Origin of the sequence: Pseudoalteromonas lipolytica, from assembly GCF_001306915.1 — a bacterium.
Taxonomy (GTDB): Bacteria; Pseudomonadota; Gammaproteobacteria; order Enterobacterales; family Alteromonadaceae; genus Pseudoalteromonas; species Pseudoalteromonas simplex.
This window is the reverse complement of record NZ_LJTC01000002.1, coordinates 124,327-145,824: the sequence shown is the minus strand read 5'-3', so window position 1 is coordinate 145,824 and position 21,498 is coordinate 124,327. Positions and strand designations below refer to the sequence as shown.

Sequence of the window (21,498 nt, the reverse complement as noted above, 5' to 3'; positions counted from 1 at the left end):
ATTAATTTACACAATAAAATTGATAAATCATTTATATTCAATCGGTTATGGGGTGTACTTGTAAAAATGGTGTTAATATTTGTAATGATGAGCTACGCTGAATACGTATGCATAAATTTGTTAAGAAAATAACCAGGGCGTTAATATTCAATTCGACAACAAAATCAGTCAGCGAATAACAGCTATTATGTTCATGAATAACTGCAACACGTTGACATTACAATTTGGGTAATGGGAAAACATCATGTCTATGTTCAAACCAAGTATATTAACTCTGGCTTTAACAGCCGCAGGTTTAAATAGCTTTGTAGTGTATGCTGCAGAAGAAGACCAAAAAACAAAAAACGACAACGTTGAAGTTATCGAAGTAAAAGGTTTTCGTGGCAGTGTTGTAGAATCTATTAATACTAAACGCTTCACTCCTGAAGTTGTTGAATCAATCTCAGCTGAAGATATCGGTAAATTACCTGATTCATCAATTGCAGAATCAATTGCACGCCTTCCTGGTTTAACTGCACAACGTCTAGACGGTCGAGCTAGTCGTGTAAGTGTTCGTGGTTTCAGTGAAAACGAAAGTGCAACAACATTCAACGGTCGTGAGCAAGTTTCAATCGGCGACAACCGTGGCGTTGAATTTGACCTTTACCCATCAGAAATTATGAGTGGCGTAACGGTATACAAAACCCCAAGCGCAGGTATTGAAGCAGAAGGTATCGCTGGTGTTATCGACATGCAAACTGTTAAACCTTTAAGCAAAGGTGAGCAAGTTATCATGTTCAATGGCCAGTACGAACAAACGGGTTTTGATAAATTAAACCCAGACGGTGACGACCAAGGTTTCCGTGGTACGGTTTCTTACATTGACCAATTTGCAGATGATACAATCGGTGTTGCATTTGCTTATAACACGATGAGCTCTCCGAATCAGGAAAAACGTTGGAACTCTTGGGGTTACCCTGATAAAGCGGTTGAGGGTTACACGGACACTTATTCAATGTTAGGTGGTGCAAAGCCATTTGTACGTTCATCGACTCTTGAACGTGATACAGCCATGCTTGTTATTGAAGCTGCGCCGACTGATCGCCTAAACATGACTTTTGATGCTTTATATGTAGATTTCTCTGATGAGAAAATCTTACGTGGTATCGAAGTGCCATTTGGCTGGGGTCAAGGCTCAATGTCAGCTGCAGAAGTTCCAGCGACTAACTTAGTAATAGATGAAAGTACTGGCTTTATTACTAGTGCAATAACAGAAGACCAACGCGTTGTTGTTCGTAATGACTACGAAGAGCGTAACGCTGAGCTAACTCAGTTTGGTTTTAATGCAAAATACGATATCAGTGATGATTGGTCAGTAGAATTTGACGTAAGCCGCTCTGAAGTTGAGCGTCAAATCTGGAGTATCGAAAGCTACTCAGGTACAGGTCGTGGTGATGCAAATGGTGTTGCTGACACAATCGGTTATGAATTTGACGGTGGTAACACAGGCGCACAATTCACCCACAACCTTGATTACAGCGATTATGATTTAATTCAACTTGGTGGCCCATTGTCTTGGGGTGCAAGTGCCGCACTTAACGATAAGTACGGCCTAACCGATACTGCTTATCAAAATACTGCGCAAGATGGTTTCATCAATGCGCCAGAAATCAATGATGAATTAAGCACATTGAAACTTGCGGCTAGCAAAGTAGTTGATAACGCTTACATTAGCCGTGTGTCATTTGGTATGTCATACCGTGACCGTGAAAAGAGCAAGTTGTCTGAAGGTTACTTCATGACACTAAAAGACTTCTCTTTATCAAACCCTGGTATGTTATCTATCCCAGAGCAATACCGTTTAGGGTCAGCTAGCCTTGATTTTATTGGTATGGGCAATATGGTTGCTTATGATACCAACGGCCTAGTGAATGATGGTTACTATAGCCTGCTTCAAGAAAGCTTAACTGATTCAAAACACAAGACACAGTCTTGGACAGTTCAGGAAGAAGTAATTGCCTTCTTCGCTCAAGCTGACATTAATGCAGAGCTAGGCTCTATCCCTGTAACAGGTAACGTTGGTGTGCGTTATGTGAAAACTGAACAGTCTTCACAAGGCTTTGCTGCTAACACTGTGGATGATTTAGTTGTTGTTTCACCAACAGATGTTAGCCATGACTACAGCCATTTCTTACCAAGCATCAACTTATCGTTTGCAATTGATGAAGAGCAAACTGTACGTTTTGGTGCGGCAAAAACGATTTCTCGTGCTCGTTTAGACGAAATGAACTCATCAGTTACGGCTTCTTATAATCAACAGCCAGATAACAACGGTAACTACTGGAGTGTATCAGGTGGTAACCCAGAGCTTGAGCCTAAAGAAGCTACTGGTTTTGATTTAAGCTACGAAAACTATTTCCATGAAGAAGGTTATTTCGCTGCAGCTGTATTCTATAAAGATATCACTCAGTGGATTTTTGACGGTGCTTATGAAATCGACATGAGCGGTGTAGCTGACCCGTCTACTGGTGAAATCCCAGAGTATTCAACGGGTACAGGTTCAGGTAAAGTAAATGGTGGCTCTGGTGACCTATGGGGTTATGAGCTTTCATTAACTCTACCATTTACTATGTTCAGCGAATCACTTGATGGTTTTGGTTTAATCGCAAGCCATACAGGTGTTGAGCAAGACTTAACTGACCAAAATGGTAACGATTATGAGCTACCAGGTTTATCAGAACAAATTGATAGCTTAACAGTTTACTTTGAGCGTAACGGTTTCCAAGCGCGTACTAGCATGCGTAAGCGTAGCGACTTTAAAGGTGACGTATACGGTTTAGGTTTTGCAACTACACAAGTTGACATTGAAGGCGAAACAATTTGGGATGCTCAAGTTGGTTACGACTTTAGTGAAGGCGGTGTAGAGAGCCTTGACGGTTTATCTGTTACTTTCCAAGTACAGAACATCACAGAAGAGCCGTTCACATCACTACAAGGTGATAACTCACTTCAAGTACGTGACTACCAAGACTACGGTCGTACATTCCTGTTAGGCTTCAGCTACAAGCTGTAATTAGCTAAAACAGCGATAGAAAATTGCCCTTGTGATTTGTTTTACAAGGGCTTTTTTATATCAGTGAGCTACACTCAATGAATAGAAATTGGCGTTAGGTGTACTATGGAAACAAAAAAAATAACCAAGGTCGTGATTGCCGGTGGTGGCACAGCAGGGTGGATAACCGCTGCATTACTTAATAAAGTGTTAGGCAAAGTGCTTGATATCACCTTGATAGAGTCAGCAGAGATTGGCACTGTGGGTGTAGGCGAAGCGAGTATTCCACCTATTTTGCATCTAAATGGTGCCCTTGGCATTTCTGAAAAAGAATTTATTAAAGCCACTGGCGCAACGATTAAGCTCGGTATTGAGTTTGAAAATTGGCGCAGCCAAGATCACAGCTACATGCATGCCTTTGGTGAAATAGGTAAAGATTTTCCGTTTTGTGAGTTTTATCATTTTTGGCTAAAAGCAAATCAAACACAAAACGCGCCTGACTTTTGGGATTTTTCACTTAACTACCAAGCAGCAAAAGCGCATAAATTTGCTCACCTTAAGCACATTCCTAACACTCAGTTGGCGGGCTTACATTATGCCTATCATTTTGATGCCACTCGATACGGCGAATTCTTAAAAGAGTTGGCGCAATCACGGGGCGTTAAACGCATTGAAGGCAAAATTGAATCGGTTAATCAATGCCATCAAAGCGGGCATGTTCGTTCTTTGTTACTTAAAAATGGCGAGCAATTAGACGGCGACTTATTTATTGATTGCACCGGTTTGCGTGCTTTATTAATAGAGCAAACACTTAATACCGGCTTTGAAGATTGGTCGCATTGGTTACCGTGTGATAGCGCGATTGCGGTGCAAAGTGAATCAGCTTCGGATGCAATTCCTTATACACGTTCAATTGCAAGAGACTCAGGCTGGCAGTGGCAAATACCATTACAGCATCGAGTAGGCAACGGGCTTGTGTACTCTTCGCGTTTCTTATCAGACGAAGCGGCAAAGCAACAGCTCTTGGATTATTTACCTGCCAAACCACTGACAGAGCCGCGTGTTATTAAGTTTAAAACAGGCCGCCGTTTAAAGCAGTGGCATAAAAATGTGGTATCGGTCGGCTTATCAAGCGGCTTTTTAGAGCCATTAGAATCGACCAGTATTCATTTAATTCAAAGTGCAGCCATTCGTTTAATTAAGTTTTTTCCTCATCAAGGTATTAAACAAAGCCTTGTAGATGAATTTAATCAACAAAGTAAAACAGAATTTGAGCGAATTCGTGATTTTATTATTCTTCATTACAAGCTTACTGAGCGTGATGACAGTGCGTTTTGGCGTTTTTGTAAAGGCATGGATATTCCATGCAGTCTCAGAAAGAAAATTGAGCTATTTAAAACCAGCGGCAAGCTAATTAGAGAAGACGATGAGCTCTTTGCCGAAATCGCATGGCAGCAAGTAATGATAGGGCAAGGGCTTATTGCAGAGGATCACCATCCTTTAACAGATGCGTTATCTGATGAGCAATTAAATGAGTTATTTAGCAATTTAAAAACCTTGATTAATAGCACTGTCGAGCAGTTGCCGACCCACAATCAATTCTTAGAAAAAGTACAAAATTAATTATGAAAAAAACACAAACATTTTTAGCGTTAACAACCGCATTTACACTTTTTAACTCAACAGCAAGTTTTGCAATTACTGCGTCACCAGAAAACTGGTGGGTAGGGATGCAAAACGACTCATTACAAGTCATGCTTTACGATAACAATATTGCTAACAAAGCGTGGCAAATGGTGCCTTACAAAGGCGTTGAGTTTAAAGGGGTGACAACAACAAATAACCCTAACTACGCGTTTTTAGATTTAACCATCAGCGAGAATGCAAAGGCGGGAACACTGACTTTTAAAGCTGAAGACGGCACCACCTTTACTTACCCGTTAAATGACCGTGATAAGCAAAGTGCCAATCGTCATGGCTTTACAAATAGAGACACGCTTTATTTAATAAACCCTGATCGCTTTGTAAATGGTGACCCAAGTAACGATAGTGTTGCAGGTATGCAGGAGGCTGCAAACCCAAGCTTTAAAGGTGGCCGACATGGCGGTGATATTCAAGGTGTTATCAATAGCCTAGATTACCTTGAGGACCTCGGTGTAACGCAACTTTGGTTAACACCGGTGCTTGAAAATGACATGCCAAGTTATTCTTATCATGGTTATGCTATTACTGATTTTTACAAAGTTGATCCGCGTATGGGCAGTAATGCGCTTTATAAAACCTTATCGGCAGAAGCGAAAGAGCATGGTATCGGCTTAGTGATGGACATGGTACTTAACCACTTTGGTTCATCGCATCAGTGGATGAGTGACATGCCAACGGCAGATTGGGTTAACTTTGATGGCAAGTTTGAAAACGGTAAAAATGCCACTAGTCACGCCAGACAAACAATTCAAGACCCTCATGCGAGCCAATACGACAAACGTCAATTTAATGATGGTTGGTTTGTTGAGACGATGCCTGATTTAAATCAGCGCCAGCCGTTACTATCAACGTATTTAATTCAAAATGCCATTTGGTGGATTGAATACGCCAACTTAAGCGGCATTCGTGTTGATACCTATTCATACTCAGATAAAGCATTTTTAGCCGATTGGACTAAAGCGATAATGACCGAATACCCAAACTTTAATATTGTTGGTGAAGAGTGGACAACCAACCCAGCAATTGCATCTTATTGGCAGCGTGGCAAAGTCAATCAAGATGGTTATACCTCTGAGTTACCAAGTGTAATGGACTTTTCATTACAAGAGGCGTTGATCCAAGCACTTAACGAAGAAGAAAGCTGGAATACAGGTTGGGTTAAAGTGTATCAATCGCTGGCGAATGACTTTTTATATGCTGATACAGATAACATTTTAGTGTTTGCAGATAACCATGACATGAGCCGTGTTTACACTGAGCTTGGTCAAGACCTAGCAAAAACTAAATTAGCCATGACGCTGTTATTAACAACTCGTGGTATTCCACAAATTTATTACGGCACTGAGCTGCTGCTCGATAACACGCCAAGCAATGACCACGGTGATATTCGCATTGATTTCCCGGGTGGGTTTAAAGGTCAAAAAGCGAATGCCTTCACAGGTAAGGGGCTTTCAGCTGATCAGCAAGAGATGTTAGCTAGCATGAAAAAACTGCTTAAGCTTCGTCAAGAAAAACCAGCGTTAAGCGAAGGTCGTTTAATGCATTTTTCACCCAAGCAAGGCGTTTACAGCTATGTGAGAGAGCACAATGGCCAAACTGTATTGGTTGTTCTTAACAAAAACCAACAAGCTATTGATTGGGATTTAAGCTACATGCAAGAAGTGCTGAAAGGCAATAATAAAGGACGCGATTTAATCAGCGAAGAGCGTGTTGATCTTGCTGCGCCAATCCGCTTAAAAGCTATGCAAGCACGCTTAATCGAACTTGAATAATTGCAACTAATAAGCTGAATACGTATGCATTTACTGTCCGTATGCAGCCCTTAACATTAGTATGAACTGATATTTACAGAAAAATGAAGTAATGATGACAACATACAAACTAACTGCGTTAGTAGTGGCTTCGGTTTTAGGTTTAACTGCCTGTGGTAACGATGCGCCAGTACAGCAGAACACGCAACAGCAGCAATCAGAATCTAGCCAAGCAGCTATCTCTAAGCCTGTGGTTTACCAAGTATTCACTCGATTATTTGGTAACACTAACACCACCAATAAACCGTGGGGCACATTAGAAGAAAATGGGGTAGGTAAATTCGCTGATTTTAATGATGCAGCATTACAAGGCATTAAAGAGCTAGGAACAACACATGTTTGGTACACTGGTGTACCGCGTCATGCTTTAGTAACTGACTATACCGAATACGGTTTGTCTCAAGATGACCCTGATGTTGTAAAAGGCCGTGCAGGCTCGCCTTATGCAGTGAAAGACTATTACGATGTTAATCCTGATTTAGCAATTAACCCTGAGCGCCGCTTAGAAGAGTTTGTCGAGCTAATCAATCGCACTCATAAGCACGGTATGAAAGTGGTTATTGATATTGTGCCAAACCACGTAGCGCGTAATTACGAGTCAGTCGCCAAGCCTGAAGGCGTAAAGGATTTTGGTGCTGAAGATGACACGACGAAAACCTATGCTCGCGATAATAACTTTTATTATGTAACAGGGCAGTCATTTCAAGTGCCAACAAGCGATAGCTACCAAGTGTTAGGTGGTAACCCGCATCCTCTTGCTGATAATCAATTTGCCGAAACCCCAGCAAAATGGACGGGTAATGGGGCACGTGCCGCTAAACCCGACATCAATGATTGGTACGAAACAGTTAAAATCAATTACGGTGTGAAACCAGATGGTAGGTACGACTTCCCAACACTACCCGCTGATTACGCTGATAAAGATTACCGTGCGCACTACGCATTTTGGCAAGATAAAGACCTACCAAATAGCTGGTATAAATTCCGCGATATCGCGCTTTATTGGTTAGATAAAGGTGTTGATGGTTTCCGTTATGATATGGCCGAGATGGTGCCTGTTGAGTTTTGGAGCTTTTTGAATTCATCAATCAAGATGCAAAAAAGCGATGCCTTTATTTTGGCTGAGGTATATAACCCAACGCTTTACCGCCCATATATCCAACAAGGGAAGATGGATTACCTTTACGACAAAGTCGGTTTTTACGACACGGTTAAAGCTGTGATGCAAGGCAAGCAATCAGCGGATACTATTTTCGATATCCAAAGCCAAGTGGCGGATATTGAAGAGCATATGCTGCACTTCTTAGAAAACCATGATGAGCAACGCATAGCTAGCCCAGATTTCGCTGGTAGTAGTGAAAAAGGTAAGCCAGCGATGGTGGTATCTACATTGATGTCGCGTTCGCCAACCTTACTTTATTTTGGTCAAGCTGTCGGTGAAGATGGCTCTGAGGACGGTGGCTTTGGTGACCCAACGCGTACCAGTATCTTTGATTATATGGGTGTACCTGCGCATCAAGCGTGGATGAATAATGGTAAATTCGACGGCGGTGCGCTTTCAAAGCAGCAAGCTGATCTTCGCGCTTACTACACCAAGTTGATGTCGTTAAACACACTTCCTGCCATTGTTGGTGGTGACATGCAAGCGGTTGAATTGACAGGCTCAGAACAAGTCATTGCTTTTACGCGCAAGCTAGGTCAACAACTAGTGCTTGTCGTAAGTAACTTTTCAGAAAACCCACAAAATGTTGAGCTTACTCTTAACCAAACGTTGTTACCTAAGCTTAACCACAGTGGTTTAACGTTTACAGATAACCTAGAAAAACATGCCGACATTGCGATTTCTGAGGCAGCTACGAATGCGCCAATTCAATTACAGCTGAATGGCTTAAGCAGTGCAGTATTTACCTTAAAGGCTGACTATGAATAATAACAAACCAACGCTGAGCTTTTGGCAAATATGGAATATGTGTTTTGGATTCCTTGGTATCCAATTTGGCTTCGCATTACAAAACGGTAATGTAAGCCGTATTTTTCAAACTTTAGGTGCCAATGTTGATGATATTCCAATCCTTTGGGTTGCAGCACCATTAACAGGTCTAATTGTACAACCGATCATCGGTTACTGGAGCGATAAAACTTGGAATAAGTTAGGTCGTCGTCGTCCGTTCTTTTTCTATGGGGCTATTTTAACGACGTTATCGTTATTCATCATGCCTAACTCACCAAGCCTTTGGATTGCGGCGGGTATGTTATGGATCATGGATGCGTCAATTAACGTGACTATGGAGCCATTCCGCGCTCTTGTTAGTGATAACCTACCGAAAAAACAACGTGCAACTGGTTATGCGATGCAAAGCTTCTTCATTGGTGTTGGTGCGGTTGTTGCGTCTGCATTACCTTGGATGATGACTAACTGGTTCGATATTGCTAATACGGCACCTGCTGGGCAAATTCCAGATTCTGTAAAATTTTCGTTTTACTTTGGTGCAGTAGTTTTATTAGTTGCTGTGTTTTGGACTGTATTTACCACGAAAGAATATTCACCAGAAGAACTTGAAAGCTTTCATGAACAAGAGCAAAGCGATGACTCGAGTGATGTTCAAAGTGATGTAAACTTTAACAAAGGCGCTGCAATCTTTACGGTTCTTGGTCTAGTAGTACTTGGTATTGTAACGGGTCTATCGCTTGAAAAAGAGCTTTATTTACTCGCTGGTGGTTTGATTAGCTTTGGTGTTATTCAATTTATTGCTGGTGCTTTAAAGGCTAAAAGCGCAACCAGTGGTGGCTTTTATCAAGTTGTGAATGATGTATTCACTATGCCAGAAACGATGAAACAATTGGCTTGGGTACAATTTTTTAGCTGGTTCTCATTGTTTGCAATGTGGATTTACACCACGTCGGCAGTAACTAGCTTCCACTACGGCAGCAGTGATACAAGCTCTCTTGCCTACAATAACGGTGCGGATTGGGTTGGTGTATTATTTGCCGCTTACAATGGTTTTGCTGCCATTGCAGCACTGTGTATTCCGATTATTGTTAAAAAAGTAGGACTAAAAATGGCCCATGCTCTCAACCTAGTGTTAGGTGCATTGGGTCTGGTCAGCTTCATTATTATCAAAGATCCAAGTTTACTGATCTGGCCAATGATTGGAGTAGGGTTTGCTTGGGCGTCAATTCTCTCTTTACCATACGCAATGTTAAGTACCTCAGTACCAAGTAAAAAAATGGGTGTGTACATGGGTATTTTTAACTTCTTTATTGTTATTCCGCAGCTGTTAGCGGCAAGCGTATTAGGCCTAATTTTACGTCACTTTTTTGATAATCAACCGATTTATGCGTTAGTGCTAGGTGCAGTGTCATTCGTACTAGCAGCGGTCGCTGTGCTGCGCGTTAAGCAACAATAATAAGGACACACAATGAAAAAATTTAATCTTATTACAGCAAGCTTGTTAGCGTTAGGTTTAACAGCTTGTAGTTCAGAGCAATCAGTTAATACAGCAGTTGAGCAGGTGACAGCGCCAGGTGCACCGGGTGTTGAGCCTTTTTGGGCATACTCTGGTAAAACGGGTATTGGTACCTCTTACGAGCAATACCAAGACGGCCACTACAGCGACGCAGCTGCTACTGGCAAAGTATCAAAAGTTTGGTTTTCAATCGCTAAAGGCATGATCACAGAAACCATGTTTGGTTTAATTCACCAAGCACAAATCAAAGATATGCAGTTTGTTGTAGTCGGTAAAGACTTTACCGTTACAGAGAGCGATGATCTCGATGTAAGCATTGATTATTTATACAAAGACGACGCTGGTCGCCCATTATCGCTTGCTTATAAAGTCGTTAGTAAAGATAAACAAGGTCGTTTCACTTTAGAAAAGCATATTTTTACAGATCCAAATGGCCAAACATTGTTTGTTCGTAGCGTATTTAATACCGACCTTGAAGGTGTGAAAGCCTACGTTAATGTGAACCCTTACATTGATAACAACGGTTTAGATGATTTTGCAAAAGTCACTGATAAGGGTCTAGTTGCGTGGCAAGATGATAACTTTTTATCTTTACAAGCCGCTCAACCATTTAAGCAAGCAAGCGTTGGCTTTACGGGTGTAAGTGATGGCTTAAAAGAGTTAAAAGCATCGCAATCACTATCAACGACTTACCAAAATACTGGTGATAAGTCGGGTAATGTAAGCTTACTTGCAGAGCTTGGTGAAGTATCAAAAAACACCACCTTTGATTTAGCGTTAAGCTTTGGTAACTCTGAAGCTGCAAGCTTAAAAGAAGGTCAAGCGAGTTTAAATCAAGGTTACCAAAAAGTGCTTGCAGCATATAACGGTGAAGGTGCTGCAATTGGTTGGCAAGACTATTTAGCAAGCCTTGAACCTTTGAGCACATTAACTAACAGCACCGCAGATAATGGTAAGTTACTTTATACCAGCGCCATGGTGTTAAAAGCACAAGAAGATAAAACGCATGCTGGTGCTTTAATTGCGTCACTGTCTAACCCTTGGGGTGAAACAGTATCAGCTAAAACAGGCTCTACCGGTTATAAAGCAGTTTGGGTACGTGATTTCTATCAAGTCGCAATGGCATTTATGGCCATGGGTGATACACGTACCGCTAAAACAGCGTTTGAATATCTAGAAAAAGTACAAGTAACAGATAACACGCCAGGCAATGGTGGTGACACGGGTTGGTTTTTACAAAAGACGCACGTTGATGGTGAGCTTGAGTGGGTAGGTGTTCAGCTTGACCAAACAGCAATGCCAATTATGTTAGCGTGGAAACTACATCAAGCAGGCGTACTTAGCGATCAAGAGCTCACAGATTGGTATGGCAAAATGTTAAAGCCAGCGGCTGATTTCTTGGTTGATGGTGGCCTTGCGAAAATTCTTTGGAATGACACACAAATCACACCGCCTGCTACGCAACAAGAGCGTTGGGAAGAACAAAATGGTTTCTCTCCATCAACAACTGCAGCGGTTGTTGCAGGCTTAGTCACGGCTGCTGATATCGCTAAAAAAGCAGGTGACACAAAAAATGCAGAGCGTTATCTAGCAACGGCTAAAACTTACAACAGTGAAATTGAAAGCACCATGTTTACGACTCAAGGTAACCTTAAGTCTGAAAACAGCGATGGTGAATATTTCATTCGTATTGGTCAAGACAAAGATCCAAACTCAACAACCACACTTAACGCCAATAACGGTCGTGAAGGCTTTGATAAAAAGCAAATCCTTGATGGTGGTTTCTTAGAGCTTGTACGTTATGGTGTTCGTGATGCACTTGCGCCAAGCATTGTAAAAACATTACCAGAATACGATGACGAAACCTTAGTCGATAATCTGCAAGTGCGTTACACCTTTAATTTTGCTGATGGCTCAGGGTCATTCCCTGGTTACCGTCGCTATGGTAACGATGGTTACGGTGAAGATGAAGTGACAGGTAACAACTATGCCGAAGGTGGTAACAACACCCCTGGTCAACGTGGTCGTGTATGGCCGTTTTTCACAGGTGAGCGTGGTCACTATGAAATCGCTGCGGCAAACGCAACCAACAGCCTAGATGCGATGAAGCAACAAGCGATTAAAGACACCTATGTAAAAGGTATGGAAGCATTTGCCAATGAAGGCATGATGTTACCTGAACAAGTTTGGGATGGCGTAGGTAACAATAAAGCAGGCTATCAGTTAGGTGAGGGGACAAACTCAGCGACACCGCTTGCTTGGACTCATGCAGAATATATCAAGTTACTCCGTTCAGTGAGTGATAAACATGTATGGGATCATTACCCAGTGGTTGAAAAAGCCCTCAAGTAATACCTTATTAATAAGCCGCAATTCATTTGCGGCTTTTTAGTTTAAATTTGAGTAGACATTATGTTTAAGAAATTAATTTGTTTAACCTTGATGCTATTTTCAGGTGTCACTTTTGCAAATGTGATAATCCCTAAGGTGTCAGAAGGGCATCTTGATGTTAAGAAAAACTTTAGTTCAAAGTATGTTGAGAGCCGTTTTTTAAATATCTGGTTACCACCAGGTTATAGCAACACACGTAAGTATGATGTTTTATATATGCATGATGGTCGAATGTTGTTTGATGCCAAAACAACATGGAATAAACAAGAATGGCAAGTTGATGAAGTTGCCGCGAAGTTAATTCAAAGCGGTAAAGTTAAGCCATTTATTGTTGTTGGCATTCCAAATGCGCTAGAAAATCGTCATAGTGAGTATTTTCCACAAAAAGTATTTGAAAGTTTAGCAAAGCAAAAACAAGCAGATTTATTTGAGTTAGAGAGGTATCCAGGGCAAAAGCTGTTTTACTCTAAGGTTTATTCAGACAACTATGCTCGCTTTGTTGTTGAAGAAGTCATTCCCTTTATTGAGGATAACTATTCAGTAAATAAAGGTTTTGAACATCGGTATATCGCAGGATCAAGCATGGGAGGGCTTATTTCTTGGTATACATTACTTCAATATCCAAATGAGTTTGCCGGCGCAATTTGTATGTCTACGCATTGGCCAGGGATTTTTACTTATGACAAACAAGTATTTACTGCTTTCAAGCAGTATATTTCTGACAATATTGGCAAACTAACAACACAAAAAGTTTACTTCGATTATGGAGATGGCACATTAGACTCCATGTATCCTGATCTTCAAAAACAAATTGATAATGTATTTATGCAACACGGTTATCCAGCTTCGTTATGGCAGAGTCAATATTTCCCAGGTGCGACGCATGCAGAAGTTGATTGGGCTAAGCGATTGCAAATCCCACTTGAGTTTATGTTCAGAGCAAACGCGCAAGCACTGTAATAATTGATTGATTAAAAGAATCGAACTGCTTCTGCTAGGCTAAATGCCTGTATTAAAGGTATTTATAGCACGAAGCTATAACTATGAAGTAAAAACTTAATTACATACCCAATATTTATTGGGCATGGCTTTTGGTAAAAGGAAAAATAATGTTAAAAAAACTAGCCTTATGTGGTTTGTTAGCAATAAGCACGCAAAGTAAAGCGGATGACTATTTGCTTTACTTTATGGGGGGGCAATCAAATATGGAAGGTTTTGGCTTTAATAAAGACTTACCTGCACAGTATAAAAAGCCAGTTGAAAATACCTTATTCTTTTTTGGTAACCCTGTTGCTGATGATGCATTAAATGGTGGCAAAGGTGTTTGGACTAATTTAATGCCTGGTTTTGGAACAGGGGCAAGATCGACAGAGCATTCAATTATTTTATCTGACAGGTTTGGTCCTGAATTGAGTTTTGGTAAACGCTTATCTGAGCTAACGGGTAAAAAAATAGCCATTATTAAATATGCGCGGGGTGGCTCATCTATTGCACTTGGGGCATCTGGCTTTGGTACGTGGGGGCAGAACTATGCTGACAACACTAAGATCAACCAATGGGATAACTTTCAAACTACCGTAAGAGCTGCGTTAGCTAACAAGGATATAGATGGTGATGGTGAAGCCGATACTTTAGTCCCAGCAGGGATAATTTGGATGCAGGGTGAGGCAGATGCCTATCATGAGCAAGCATCTAAGGTTTATTTAGCTAATTTAACAAGCCTGATGAATGATATGAAGATGACTTTTGGCAGTAGAGAGTTACCAATCATTCTTGGCAGAATCGAAGACTCTGGTAAAACACCTGAAACACGCATGATGCCATATATAGAGAGAGTATGGGATGCTCAGAAAAAGTATGTTTACTCAAATGCTAACGCTCATTTAGTCGCCTTTGATGAGCCGGTCGAATTCATTGAAGATAAATGGCACTATAAAAGTAATTACTATATAAAACTAGGTAACCTTTTTGCAGAGAAAGCAGCCGAAACATTAGCTAAGTAAGTTTCTTTTAAATATCTAATTAAATAATTAAACCGCCGAATTAACCTCGGCGGTTTTTTGTTTATAATAGGGCCAAATTTAAAATGGAATTTACCATGAATAAGCAAAATTTTATTCTTGTTATACTTATTCTCATTGCTTTACCTGTGTGCTTAATTAAAGCTGAGGCAGCTGAACTTAAACCCTTCACTACAGATGGTTGCAGCTCTTTTCCTGATGGAACGATAGAACACAAAAACTTATGGTTAGCTTGCTGCACTGCCCATGATCTCGCTTATTGGCAAGGCGGTACTTTTAAGCAACGTGAGCAAGCTGATATAGATTTAAAAGAGTGTGTTGCACAAGTGGGTGAGCAAGAAATTGCGGTATTGATGCTTGCTGGTGTTAGAGTGGGTGGTACACCTTTTTTACCTACCAGCTTTCGCTGGGGTTATGGCTGGCCATACCCCAAGTTTTATAGCGAACTCACTGAGCAAGAGCGCTTACAAGTTGAAAGCCGTTTAGCAGAATACGCTGATACTGAACAGCATTAATACTTAATAAAGAGAATGGGCAGAGAGCAGTCTATTCGAGTTTTTATAATTATTTAAAATGGAGTTTGTAGATGATCAAAACAGCCGGGATGTTACTTTTATTATTTGCTCTTAATTCTCAAGCACAAAGCTTTCAATCTAAACTTGTTGAGGCCGCCAAAGAGCGAACTGAACACTTTGTAGTTTATAACGGAAGTTATCGAAAAATAGACTATCCCAATGGTGATGTACCTAAGAATATAGGTGTATGTACCGACGTGGTTATACGTACTTACAGAGCTTTAGGAATTGATTTACAGGCTCTTGTATATGAGGATATGCGCGACAACTTTATCTTGTATCCTTCAAAACGAATTTGGGGCTTAACCAAACCAGATACCAATATTGACCATCGCAGGGTACCTAACCTACAAGTGTTTTTTGAAAGACATGGTGAAAGTCATGTTATTAGTAAAACAGCTGCTGACTATCAAGCAGGTGATATTGTGACTTGGGTTCTACCTAATAATAGGCCTCATATAGGTATCGTTACAGATGAACTATCGAAAGATAAATTAAGACCTCTGATTGTTCATAACATAGGCTGGGGTCCTAAAATGGAAGATATGTTATTCACTTACAAAATTACAGGGCATTACCGATATAAACCCTAACATACACACTAAGCTTCAATTAGTTACCACTTTAGTATACATTTAAGGTATTTATGTACCTTTATTGGGTTTGGTCTGATTTTTAACTTAAAGGGATTTATATGAAAAATGTTAGTAAATGCATTGCCAGTATTTTGTTGCTACTTCCGACGACTATTTTTGCTGCTCAAGAAGTTGTGATCGAAAAGTCAGATAAATTTACCGAACTCTCAAAAGACTTAAAGATAAGTGTTAGAACTGGCCCTACAAAAAATGCCAAAATTTATGACTTTTCGACCAAAAAAATAACCATCGCTGATGAGCATAGTGCGCCTTTTCAACGTTACTATTTGCAAATTGCCTCAGCAGATAAAGAATGGGCTAAGGAAATCATTACGTTTGATGATAAAACTAATGTAATTGACTTAAATGCACTACTTTTTGGTCAATTGGTAGACACTTCTGAGCTGAAGAAATTAGACTCAGCGCATGCTTTTTCTTTATATAATCGTCTTGAAAATATTCTCTCGGAAGAATATGGCACATTTGAACAGGTTTACAATGATGGCCTTGCGGACTATTTAAATTATATGTCGATAGACGCCGGTTTTGAGAATTACATAGCAAGAACCGGGGGAGCGGGCGATAAACTCACAGAGTCACTAAAAGAAATAAAGCTGCCGCCTCTTGTTGAACACCAACAATTAATGAGTGAGTTTATTAAAGCTGTAAATCAAAAGGACAAAACCTGGTTGTTGGCTCAGCAAAGACCAAATTCCTCAGAGCGAGACTCGGGAATTTATGCGCGCGGTTTAAACGTGCTGTTTGAGTATTTTGATAGCATAGGTAACCCTACAAAGTTCAATATTACCCGAGAAACACAAGGTCGCTCTTATGATCTTAATTCAAATAAACACTTTATTGTTGAATTGCTTGAGCACAAAGGCCGACGAGAAAAAATAGAGATGGAGTTTATGTTTGTAGATACATATGGTGGCCGCTTTATTGCTGAATACGACATTACAGGTGTGCGTTTTCGTTAAGTAACGGTTTTAAATAAAGCAGAAAAGCCGCAGGTTACGAAAACATGCGGCTTTGATATTTCTTGGCTACAGCCCTGCTTTTTTAGCGCGGGCAGCGTGTAGTTTTTTGTAACTTTCGATTAAACGAAGGTGTCTGTCTAAACCCTCAAGCTTCATGCTGGTTTCTGTTAAACCATAGAACATTACATCGCCGTTAATTGAACCAACGACAGCATCCATCGTATCTTGTCCAAACATACGGGTGAAGCTATGAATGTAATCTTCAATCTCTAGGTCATCGCTGAGTGCGACTTCTAACGTTGCATGCATTGCTTGGTAGAATAGGCCGCGTTCAACAATGGTATTGTCGTTATACTGCAAGAATGCTTCAACAAGCTCCATTGCTGCTTCTAAATCACCAAGTGCTAAGTAAATAAGTAGCTTCAGCTCAAGAATCGTTAACTGACCCCATACTGTGTTTTCATCAAACTCAATACCGATTAAGGTGATGATATCTATGTAGTTATCAAGTTCACTTTGTTCTAAACGCTCAACTAAATCAGCAAGTTGATCTTCTGATAAACGATGCAGGTTTAGGATATCTTCACGGAAGTTAAGTGCTTTATTGGTATTATCCCAAATCAAGTCTTCCACTGGATACACTTCTGAGTAATCAGGCACTAAAATGCGGCATGCGGTACCAAGATCTGAGAACTCAGCAATGTAAGCTTCTTTACCTAAACTTTCTAATATACCGAATAAGCTCGCTGTTTCTTCCTCATTGCTACCAGAGAAATCCCACTCTACAAAATCATAATCGTGTTTAGCGCTGAAGAAACGCCATGAGATCACGCCAGTTGAATCAATAAAGTGCTCTACAAAGTTTTCTGGCTCCGACACAGCCATGCTATTGAACGTCGGCTTAGGCACATCGTTTAAGCCTTCAAAGCTTCTACCTTGTAATAGCTCAGTTAAGCTGCGCTCTAACGCCACTTCAAAGCTTGGGTGCGCACCAAAAGAGGCAAATACACCGCCAGTTTTAGGGTTCATGAGTGTTACGCACATCACTGGGAACTGACCGCCTAGTGAGGCATCTTTTACTACAACAGGGAAACCTTGTTCTTCAAGACCATTAATACCCGCAACAATACCTGGGTACTTGTTTAAAACCTCTTGAGGGACGTCTGGTAAAACAATTTCTTGCTCAATGATTTGGCGCTTAACTGCACGCTCAAAAATTTCAGATAAACACTGTACTTTTGCTTCGGCAAAGTTGTTTCCAGCACTCATACCATTACTTAAGAATAAGTTTTCAATTAGGTTTGAAGGGAAGTAAACCGTTTCACCGTCTGACTGGCGAACATAAGGAATAGAGCAAATACCACGTTCTTTATTACCAGAGTTAGTATCGATTAAGTGTGAGCCGCATAGCTCACCATCTGGATTATAAATTTCACGGGTATAATCATCTAATATGCCCTCAGGTAGAGAGTCATCGTCAGTCAGAGCAAACCACTTTTCATTTGGGTAATGAACAAACTCGCTATTAGCAATGTCTTCACCTAAGAACTGGTCGTTATAGAAGAAGTTACAGTTTAAGCGCTCAATAAATTCGCCTAAAGCTGAGCATAGCGCGCTTTCTTTAGTTGCACCTTTACCATTGGTAAAACACATAGGCGAAGCTGCATCACGAATATGAAGTGACCATACATTTGGCACAATATTACGCCAAGAAGAAATCTCGATTTTCATCCCTAACTCTTCAAGGATGGCCGTCATATTTGCGATGGTTTCTTCAAGTGGTAAATCTTTACCTAAAATAAATGTATTATTGTCATCAGCGGGTTTTGCCATCAACATTGCTTGCGCGTCGGCTTCGATGCTTTCAACAGTATCGATCTTAAATTCAGGGCCAGTTTGAATAACACGTTTAACTGTACAGCGCTCGACAGAGCGTAAAATACCTGTGCGATCTTTCTCTGAAAGGCTTTCTGGTAACTCAACCTGAATTTGAAAAATTTGGTTATAGCGGTCTTCTGGGTCAACGATATTGTTTTGCGCAACACGAATACCATCTGTCGGGATATCGCGAGAATTACAATACACTTTAATAAAGTAAGCCGCACACAATGCAGAAGATGCTAAGAAGTAATCGAATGGACTTGGTGCAGTGCCATCACCCTTATAGCGAATAGGTTGGTCTGCAATGACAGAGAAATCATCAAACTTGGCTTCAAGTCTGAGGTTGTCGAGAAAATTAACTTTAATTTCCATTAAAAAATTCCACCTTTGTGCGCGTTGCTATCTAAAGCGTTATATGCCAGATAAGCATTTTCATCATAATAGGTGTAATTATCTGCTTTTTCGAAGTAATAGTCTTGGGTAAATCGAAAAAAAACTGATTTTAATGCAATAAGTGTCTGGTTAGGGAGGGAGTAGGCGATAACAAAGCTGTTATCGCTAAAAATTAAACACTTGAACCGCGAATAATTAACCGAGGTGGTAAAAGGGTATTCTCTACATCTTCACCACGAATAAGTTTGAGCAGGTTATCGACCAACATTTGTCCGGCGAGGGTGGTGTCTTGCTGAACGGTGGTAAGTGGTGGGTTTACAAAGCTCGAAACCGCAATATTATCAAAGCCAACAACGTGCACATCATCAGGAACCTTTATTTTTGCTTCTTTCAATGCGCGAATAGCACCAATCGCAATAAGGTCACTGGCAGCAAATAATGAGTTAAAACGAATATTATTTGCTAAGAGTGAACGAGTCGCGTGATAGCCTGATTCTTCTGTTGAAATAGCATTTGCCATCTTACGTTCGTTTAAATTCACGCCTTTGGCTAGAAATGCATCTTTAAAGCCTTGGTAGCGAGCAAAAAATTCTGGACTATGCTCAGATGCATCACCAATAAATGCACAATCGGTTCTTCCTGTTGCGAGTAAATGTTCTGCTGCTAATTTACCACCGCCGTAGTTATCACAGCTCACAGTTAAATCTGGGCGGTTATCTACACTGGCACCCCAACATACAAATTTAGTGTGCTGATCTATTAGGGTTTTAAATTTAGGTTGATAATCAAGGTAATCACCATAACCAAGCAGTATTAAGCCATCTGCACGATGGCTGTCTTCGTAATCGGCTTGCCAATCAGAGCTGCTCGACTGAAACGATACCAGTAAGTCGTAGCCTTCTTTTGCACAGGCTCTGGTTATACTACCTAGCATCGCCAAAAAGAAAGGGTTTATTTGTGATTCATCCGAAGTGGGATCTTCAAATAATAACAGGGCGAGGGTGCTACTTTGCTGTGTTCTTAAGTTACTGGCATTTTTATCAACTTTGTAGTTGAGCTGCTTTGCTACCTCATGAACACGTCGACGGGTTTCTTCGTTGACCAAAGGGCTATTTCGCAGCGCGCGAGACACGGTTGACTGCGACACACCCGCATAATGTGCAATGTCAAAAGATGTCGCCTTACCTTTCATATGGTTACCAAATAACAGAACTAGTAATTGCCATTTTCGGCTATTTAATATTTTTTTCAAGCTATTTGTGACAAGCCGCGAGAGTGTGGCTGTTCTGTACACAGTTAGGTATTTTTTATGTGTTTATAAATGCCTTTTCGATACTTAATACGCAGGTTTTCTCATTAAATACGTATGCATGCACAAATAATGAAAATTTTTATTGATCCAAATCTGACACCGGTGTCATAATGTCACTGTTTTATCATTTTGTTGTCAAAACGTATTTGGCTGCCCATTCATTTGGGCAGCATTTTTTTAATACAAAAGATAGCTTCTTTGAGGCAATGACCCAAAGTTTAGCAGACACGGTGGCTTTGCCATTGAAAACTAGAAAAATAAGCGGCAACTAGCTTAGACAAATAGAGAAAACATCATGAACACACAGACAACCACAGAATTCGTTCCTATTCTTGTTGCCGATATCGGCGGCACTAACGCTCGTTTCGCTTTAATCACTGACTTTAATGCACAAACTAACCAGTTTGTTATCGAGCACAATTTAACTTTTCCAAGTGCAGATTTTGGCTCTTTAGAAAGTGCGATTAACCAGTACTTTAGTCAAATTTCGTTTCCAAAGCCAAGCCGTGCATGTTTAGCAGTAGCTGGCCCGATTAAAGCAGGTCAAGTTCACTTAACTAACCTTGGCTGGCACTTTAACGTTGCCGATTTAAAGGCTGAGTTTTCATTTGAGCAACTTGAAGTAATCAACGACTTTGCAGCATTTGCTTATGCGGCACCTTATTTAGATGATTCGCAAAATATGGCTGTTAAAGCAGGTCAGGCGGATGAAAATGCGAATATCGCAGTTATGGGGCCTGGTACAGGTTTTGGTGCTGCATGTTTAGTTCGCACATCACAAGGCAGTGCTGTTCTTAGCTGTGAAGCAGGGCACATTACCCTTGCAGCTGTCACAGACTTAGACCGTAGGCTGATTACTGAGCTTAAAAAGCAATTAAATCATGTTTCTGTGGAGACTGTGTTCTCAGGCCCTGGTATTGCTCATTTATATGGCGCTATGGCTGCGGTAAAAGGCGTAGAAGCGAAGAATTTAGATGCAGCACAAATTAGCGAGCTTGCAACCACTGGTCAATGCGAAGTCTGTGATGCAACACTCAATCAATTTTGTGATTGGATTGGTAGTGTAGCAGGGGACTTAGCCCTGACATTTGGCGCATTAGGTGGCGTATTTATTGGTGGTGGTATTTTACCTCGTATGCAACAACGTTTATTATCTAGTCGATTTGTTGAACGTTTTGCAGACAAAGGCATTATGTCGCAATATACTTCACAGATCCCTGTTACGCTTGTAACACAAGACAACATTCCATTCATTGGTGCTGCTGCGTGTATACATGTTAAAAGTAACGCGTAATTA

14 protein-coding genes are annotated in these 21,498 nt (G+C 40.7%); 12 read left to right on the top strand and 2 right to left on the bottom strand.

Annotation, left to right across the window (positions count from 1 at the left end; genetic code table 11):
* The first annotated feature begins 244 nt into the window (after positions 1 to 244).
* The 11 genes from AOG27_RS02590 to AOG27_RS02540 all read left to right on the top strand — a co-directional run bounded on the left by AOG27_RS02590 (position 245) and on the right by AOG27_RS02540 (position 16,615).
* On the top strand, positions 245 to 3,052 hold the full coding sequence (locus AOG27_RS02590) for a TonB-dependent receptor (protein ID WP_054551455.1): 2,808 nt from the start codon (positions 245 to 247) through the stop codon (positions 3,050 to 3,052).
* A 105-nt stretch (positions 3,053 to 3,157) separates the two neighbouring features.
* Positions 3,158 to 4,654 carry a tryptophan halogenase family protein gene (locus tag AOG27_RS02585; RefSeq protein ID WP_054551454.1) on the top strand — a complete coding sequence of 499 codons (1,497 nt, stop codon included), beginning with the start codon at positions 3,158 to 3,160 and terminating at the stop codon, positions 4,652 to 4,654.
* A gap of 2 nt (positions 4,655 to 4,656) precedes the next feature.
* Positions 4,657 to 6,507 (top strand): glycoside hydrolase family 13 protein, encoded by a 1,851-nt coding sequence (locus tag AOG27_RS02580; RefSeq protein WP_054551453.1) that lies wholly within the window; start codon positions 4,657 to 4,659, stop codon positions 6,505 to 6,507.
* Between the two features lie 94 nt (positions 6,508 to 6,601).
* The gene (locus tag AOG27_RS02575; protein WP_419177724.1) at positions 6,602 to 8,476 is read left to right on the top strand and encodes an alpha-amylase family glycosyl hydrolase; all 1,875 of its coding nucleotides are present in this window, start codon (positions 6,602 to 6,604) and stop codon (positions 8,474 to 8,476) included.
* Positions 8,469 to 9,953 carry an MFS transporter gene (locus AOG27_RS02570; RefSeq protein ID WP_054551451.1) on the top strand — a complete coding sequence of 495 codons (1,485 nt, stop codon included), beginning with the start codon at positions 8,469 to 8,471 and terminating at the stop codon, positions 9,951 to 9,953. Before AOG27_RS02575 ends, AOG27_RS02570 begins: the two co-directional genes overlap by 8 nt.
* 12 nt (positions 9,954 to 9,965) lie before the next feature.
* Complete coding sequence (locus AOG27_RS02565; protein ID WP_054551450.1) at positions 9,966 to 12,365, top strand: glucan 1,4-alpha-glucosidase; 2,400 nt, start codon at positions 9,966 to 9,968, stop codon at positions 12,363 to 12,365.
* Between the two features lie 60 nt (positions 12,366 to 12,425).
* A complete protein-coding gene (locus AOG27_RS02560) occupies positions 12,426 to 13,364 on the top strand; it encodes an alpha/beta hydrolase (protein WP_082389171.1) in 939 nt (312 codons plus the stop codon).
* A gap of 149 nt (positions 13,365 to 13,513) precedes the next feature.
* Positions 13,514 to 14,407, top strand: coding sequence for a sialate O-acetylesterase (locus AOG27_RS02555; RefSeq protein ID WP_054551448.1), 894 nt, complete (start codon positions 13,514 to 13,516; stop codon positions 14,405 to 14,407).
* 95 nt (positions 14,408 to 14,502) lie between these two features.
* Complete coding sequence (locus AOG27_RS02550; RefSeq protein ID WP_054551447.1) at positions 14,503 to 14,940, top strand: hypothetical protein; 438 nt, start codon at positions 14,503 to 14,505, stop codon at positions 14,938 to 14,940.
* 71 nt (positions 14,941 to 15,011) lie between these two features.
* Entirely contained in the window at positions 15,012 to 15,593 is a 582-nt protein-coding gene (locus tag AOG27_RS02545; protein WP_054551446.1) for a DUF1287 domain-containing protein, read from the top strand.
* A 101-nt stretch (positions 15,594 to 15,694) separates the two neighbouring features.
* The gene (locus tag AOG27_RS02540) at positions 15,695 to 16,615 is read left to right on the top strand and encodes a hypothetical protein (RefSeq protein ID WP_054551445.1); all 921 of its coding nucleotides are present in this window, start codon (positions 15,695 to 15,697) and stop codon (positions 16,613 to 16,615) included.
* 66 nt (positions 16,616 to 16,681) lie between these two features.
* Here AOG27_RS02540 and AOG27_RS02535 read toward each other — a convergent pair whose 3' ends face one another.
* Both AOG27_RS02535 and AOG27_RS02530 read right to left on the bottom strand, forming a co-directional pair.
* Positions 16,682 to 18,868, bottom strand: coding sequence for an OsmC domain/YcaO domain-containing protein (locus tag AOG27_RS02535; RefSeq protein WP_054551444.1), 2,187 nt, complete (start codon positions 18,866 to 18,868; stop codon positions 16,682 to 16,684).
* 193 nt (positions 18,869 to 19,061) lie between these two features.
* Entirely contained in the window at positions 19,062 to 20,081 is a 1,020-nt protein-coding gene (locus AOG27_RS02530; RefSeq protein ID WP_054551443.1) for a LacI family DNA-binding transcriptional regulator, read from the bottom strand.
* 415 nt (positions 20,082 to 20,496) lie between these two features.
* Here AOG27_RS02530 and glk point away from each other — a divergent pair, with 415 nt between their 5' ends.
* Complete coding sequence (gene glk, locus AOG27_RS02525) at positions 20,497 to 21,495, top strand: glucokinase (RefSeq protein ID WP_054551442.1); 999 nt, start codon at positions 20,497 to 20,499, stop codon at positions 21,493 to 21,495.
* Positions 21,496 to 21,498 lie beyond the last annotated feature (3 nt).

Bases quoted from the DNA above. Each gene is read 5' to 3' on its own strand.
- AOG27_RS02590 (WP_054551455.1), top strand. From the start codon at position 245: ATGTCTATGTTCAAACCAAGTATATTAACTCTGGCTTTAACAGCCGCA.
- AOG27_RS02585 (WP_054551454.1), top strand. From the start codon at position 3,158: ATGGAAACAAAAAAAATAACCAAGGTCGTGATTGCCGGTGGTGGCACA.
- AOG27_RS02580 (WP_054551453.1), top strand. From the start codon at position 4,657: ATGAAAAAAACACAAACATTTTTAGCGTTAACAACCGCATTTACACTT.
- AOG27_RS02575 (WP_419177724.1), top strand. From the start codon at position 6,602: ATGACAACATACAAACTAACTGCGTTAGTAGTGGCTTCGGTTTTAGGT.
- AOG27_RS02570 (WP_054551451.1), top strand. From the start codon at position 8,469: ATGAATAATAACAAACCAACGCTGAGCTTTTGGCAAATATGGAATATG.
- AOG27_RS02565 (WP_054551450.1), top strand. From the start codon at position 9,966: ATGAAAAAATTTAATCTTATTACAGCAAGCTTGTTAGCGTTAGGTTTA.
- AOG27_RS02560 (WP_082389171.1), top strand. From the start codon at position 12,426: ATGTTTAAGAAATTAATTTGTTTAACCTTGATGCTATTTTCAGGTGTC.
- AOG27_RS02555 (WP_054551448.1), top strand. From the start codon at position 13,514: ATGTTAAAAAAACTAGCCTTATGTGGTTTGTTAGCAATAAGCACGCAA.
- AOG27_RS02550 (WP_054551447.1), top strand. From the start codon at position 14,503: ATGAATAAGCAAAATTTTATTCTTGTTATACTTATTCTCATTGCTTTA.
- AOG27_RS02545 (WP_054551446.1), top strand. From the start codon at position 15,012: ATGATCAAAACAGCCGGGATGTTACTTTTATTATTTGCTCTTAATTCT.
- AOG27_RS02540 (WP_054551445.1), top strand. From the start codon at position 15,695: ATGAAAAATGTTAGTAAATGCATTGCCAGTATTTTGTTGCTACTTCCG.
- AOG27_RS02535 (WP_054551444.1), bottom strand. From the start codon at position 18,868: ATGGAAATTAAAGTTAATTTTCTCGACAACCTCAGACTTGAAGCCAAG.
- AOG27_RS02530 (WP_054551443.1), bottom strand. From the start codon at position 20,081: ATGAAAGGTAAGGCGACATCTTTTGACATTGCACATTATGCGGGTGTG.
- glk (WP_054551442.1), top strand. From the start codon at position 20,497: ATGAACACACAGACAACCACAGAATTCGTTCCTATTCTTGTTGCCGAT.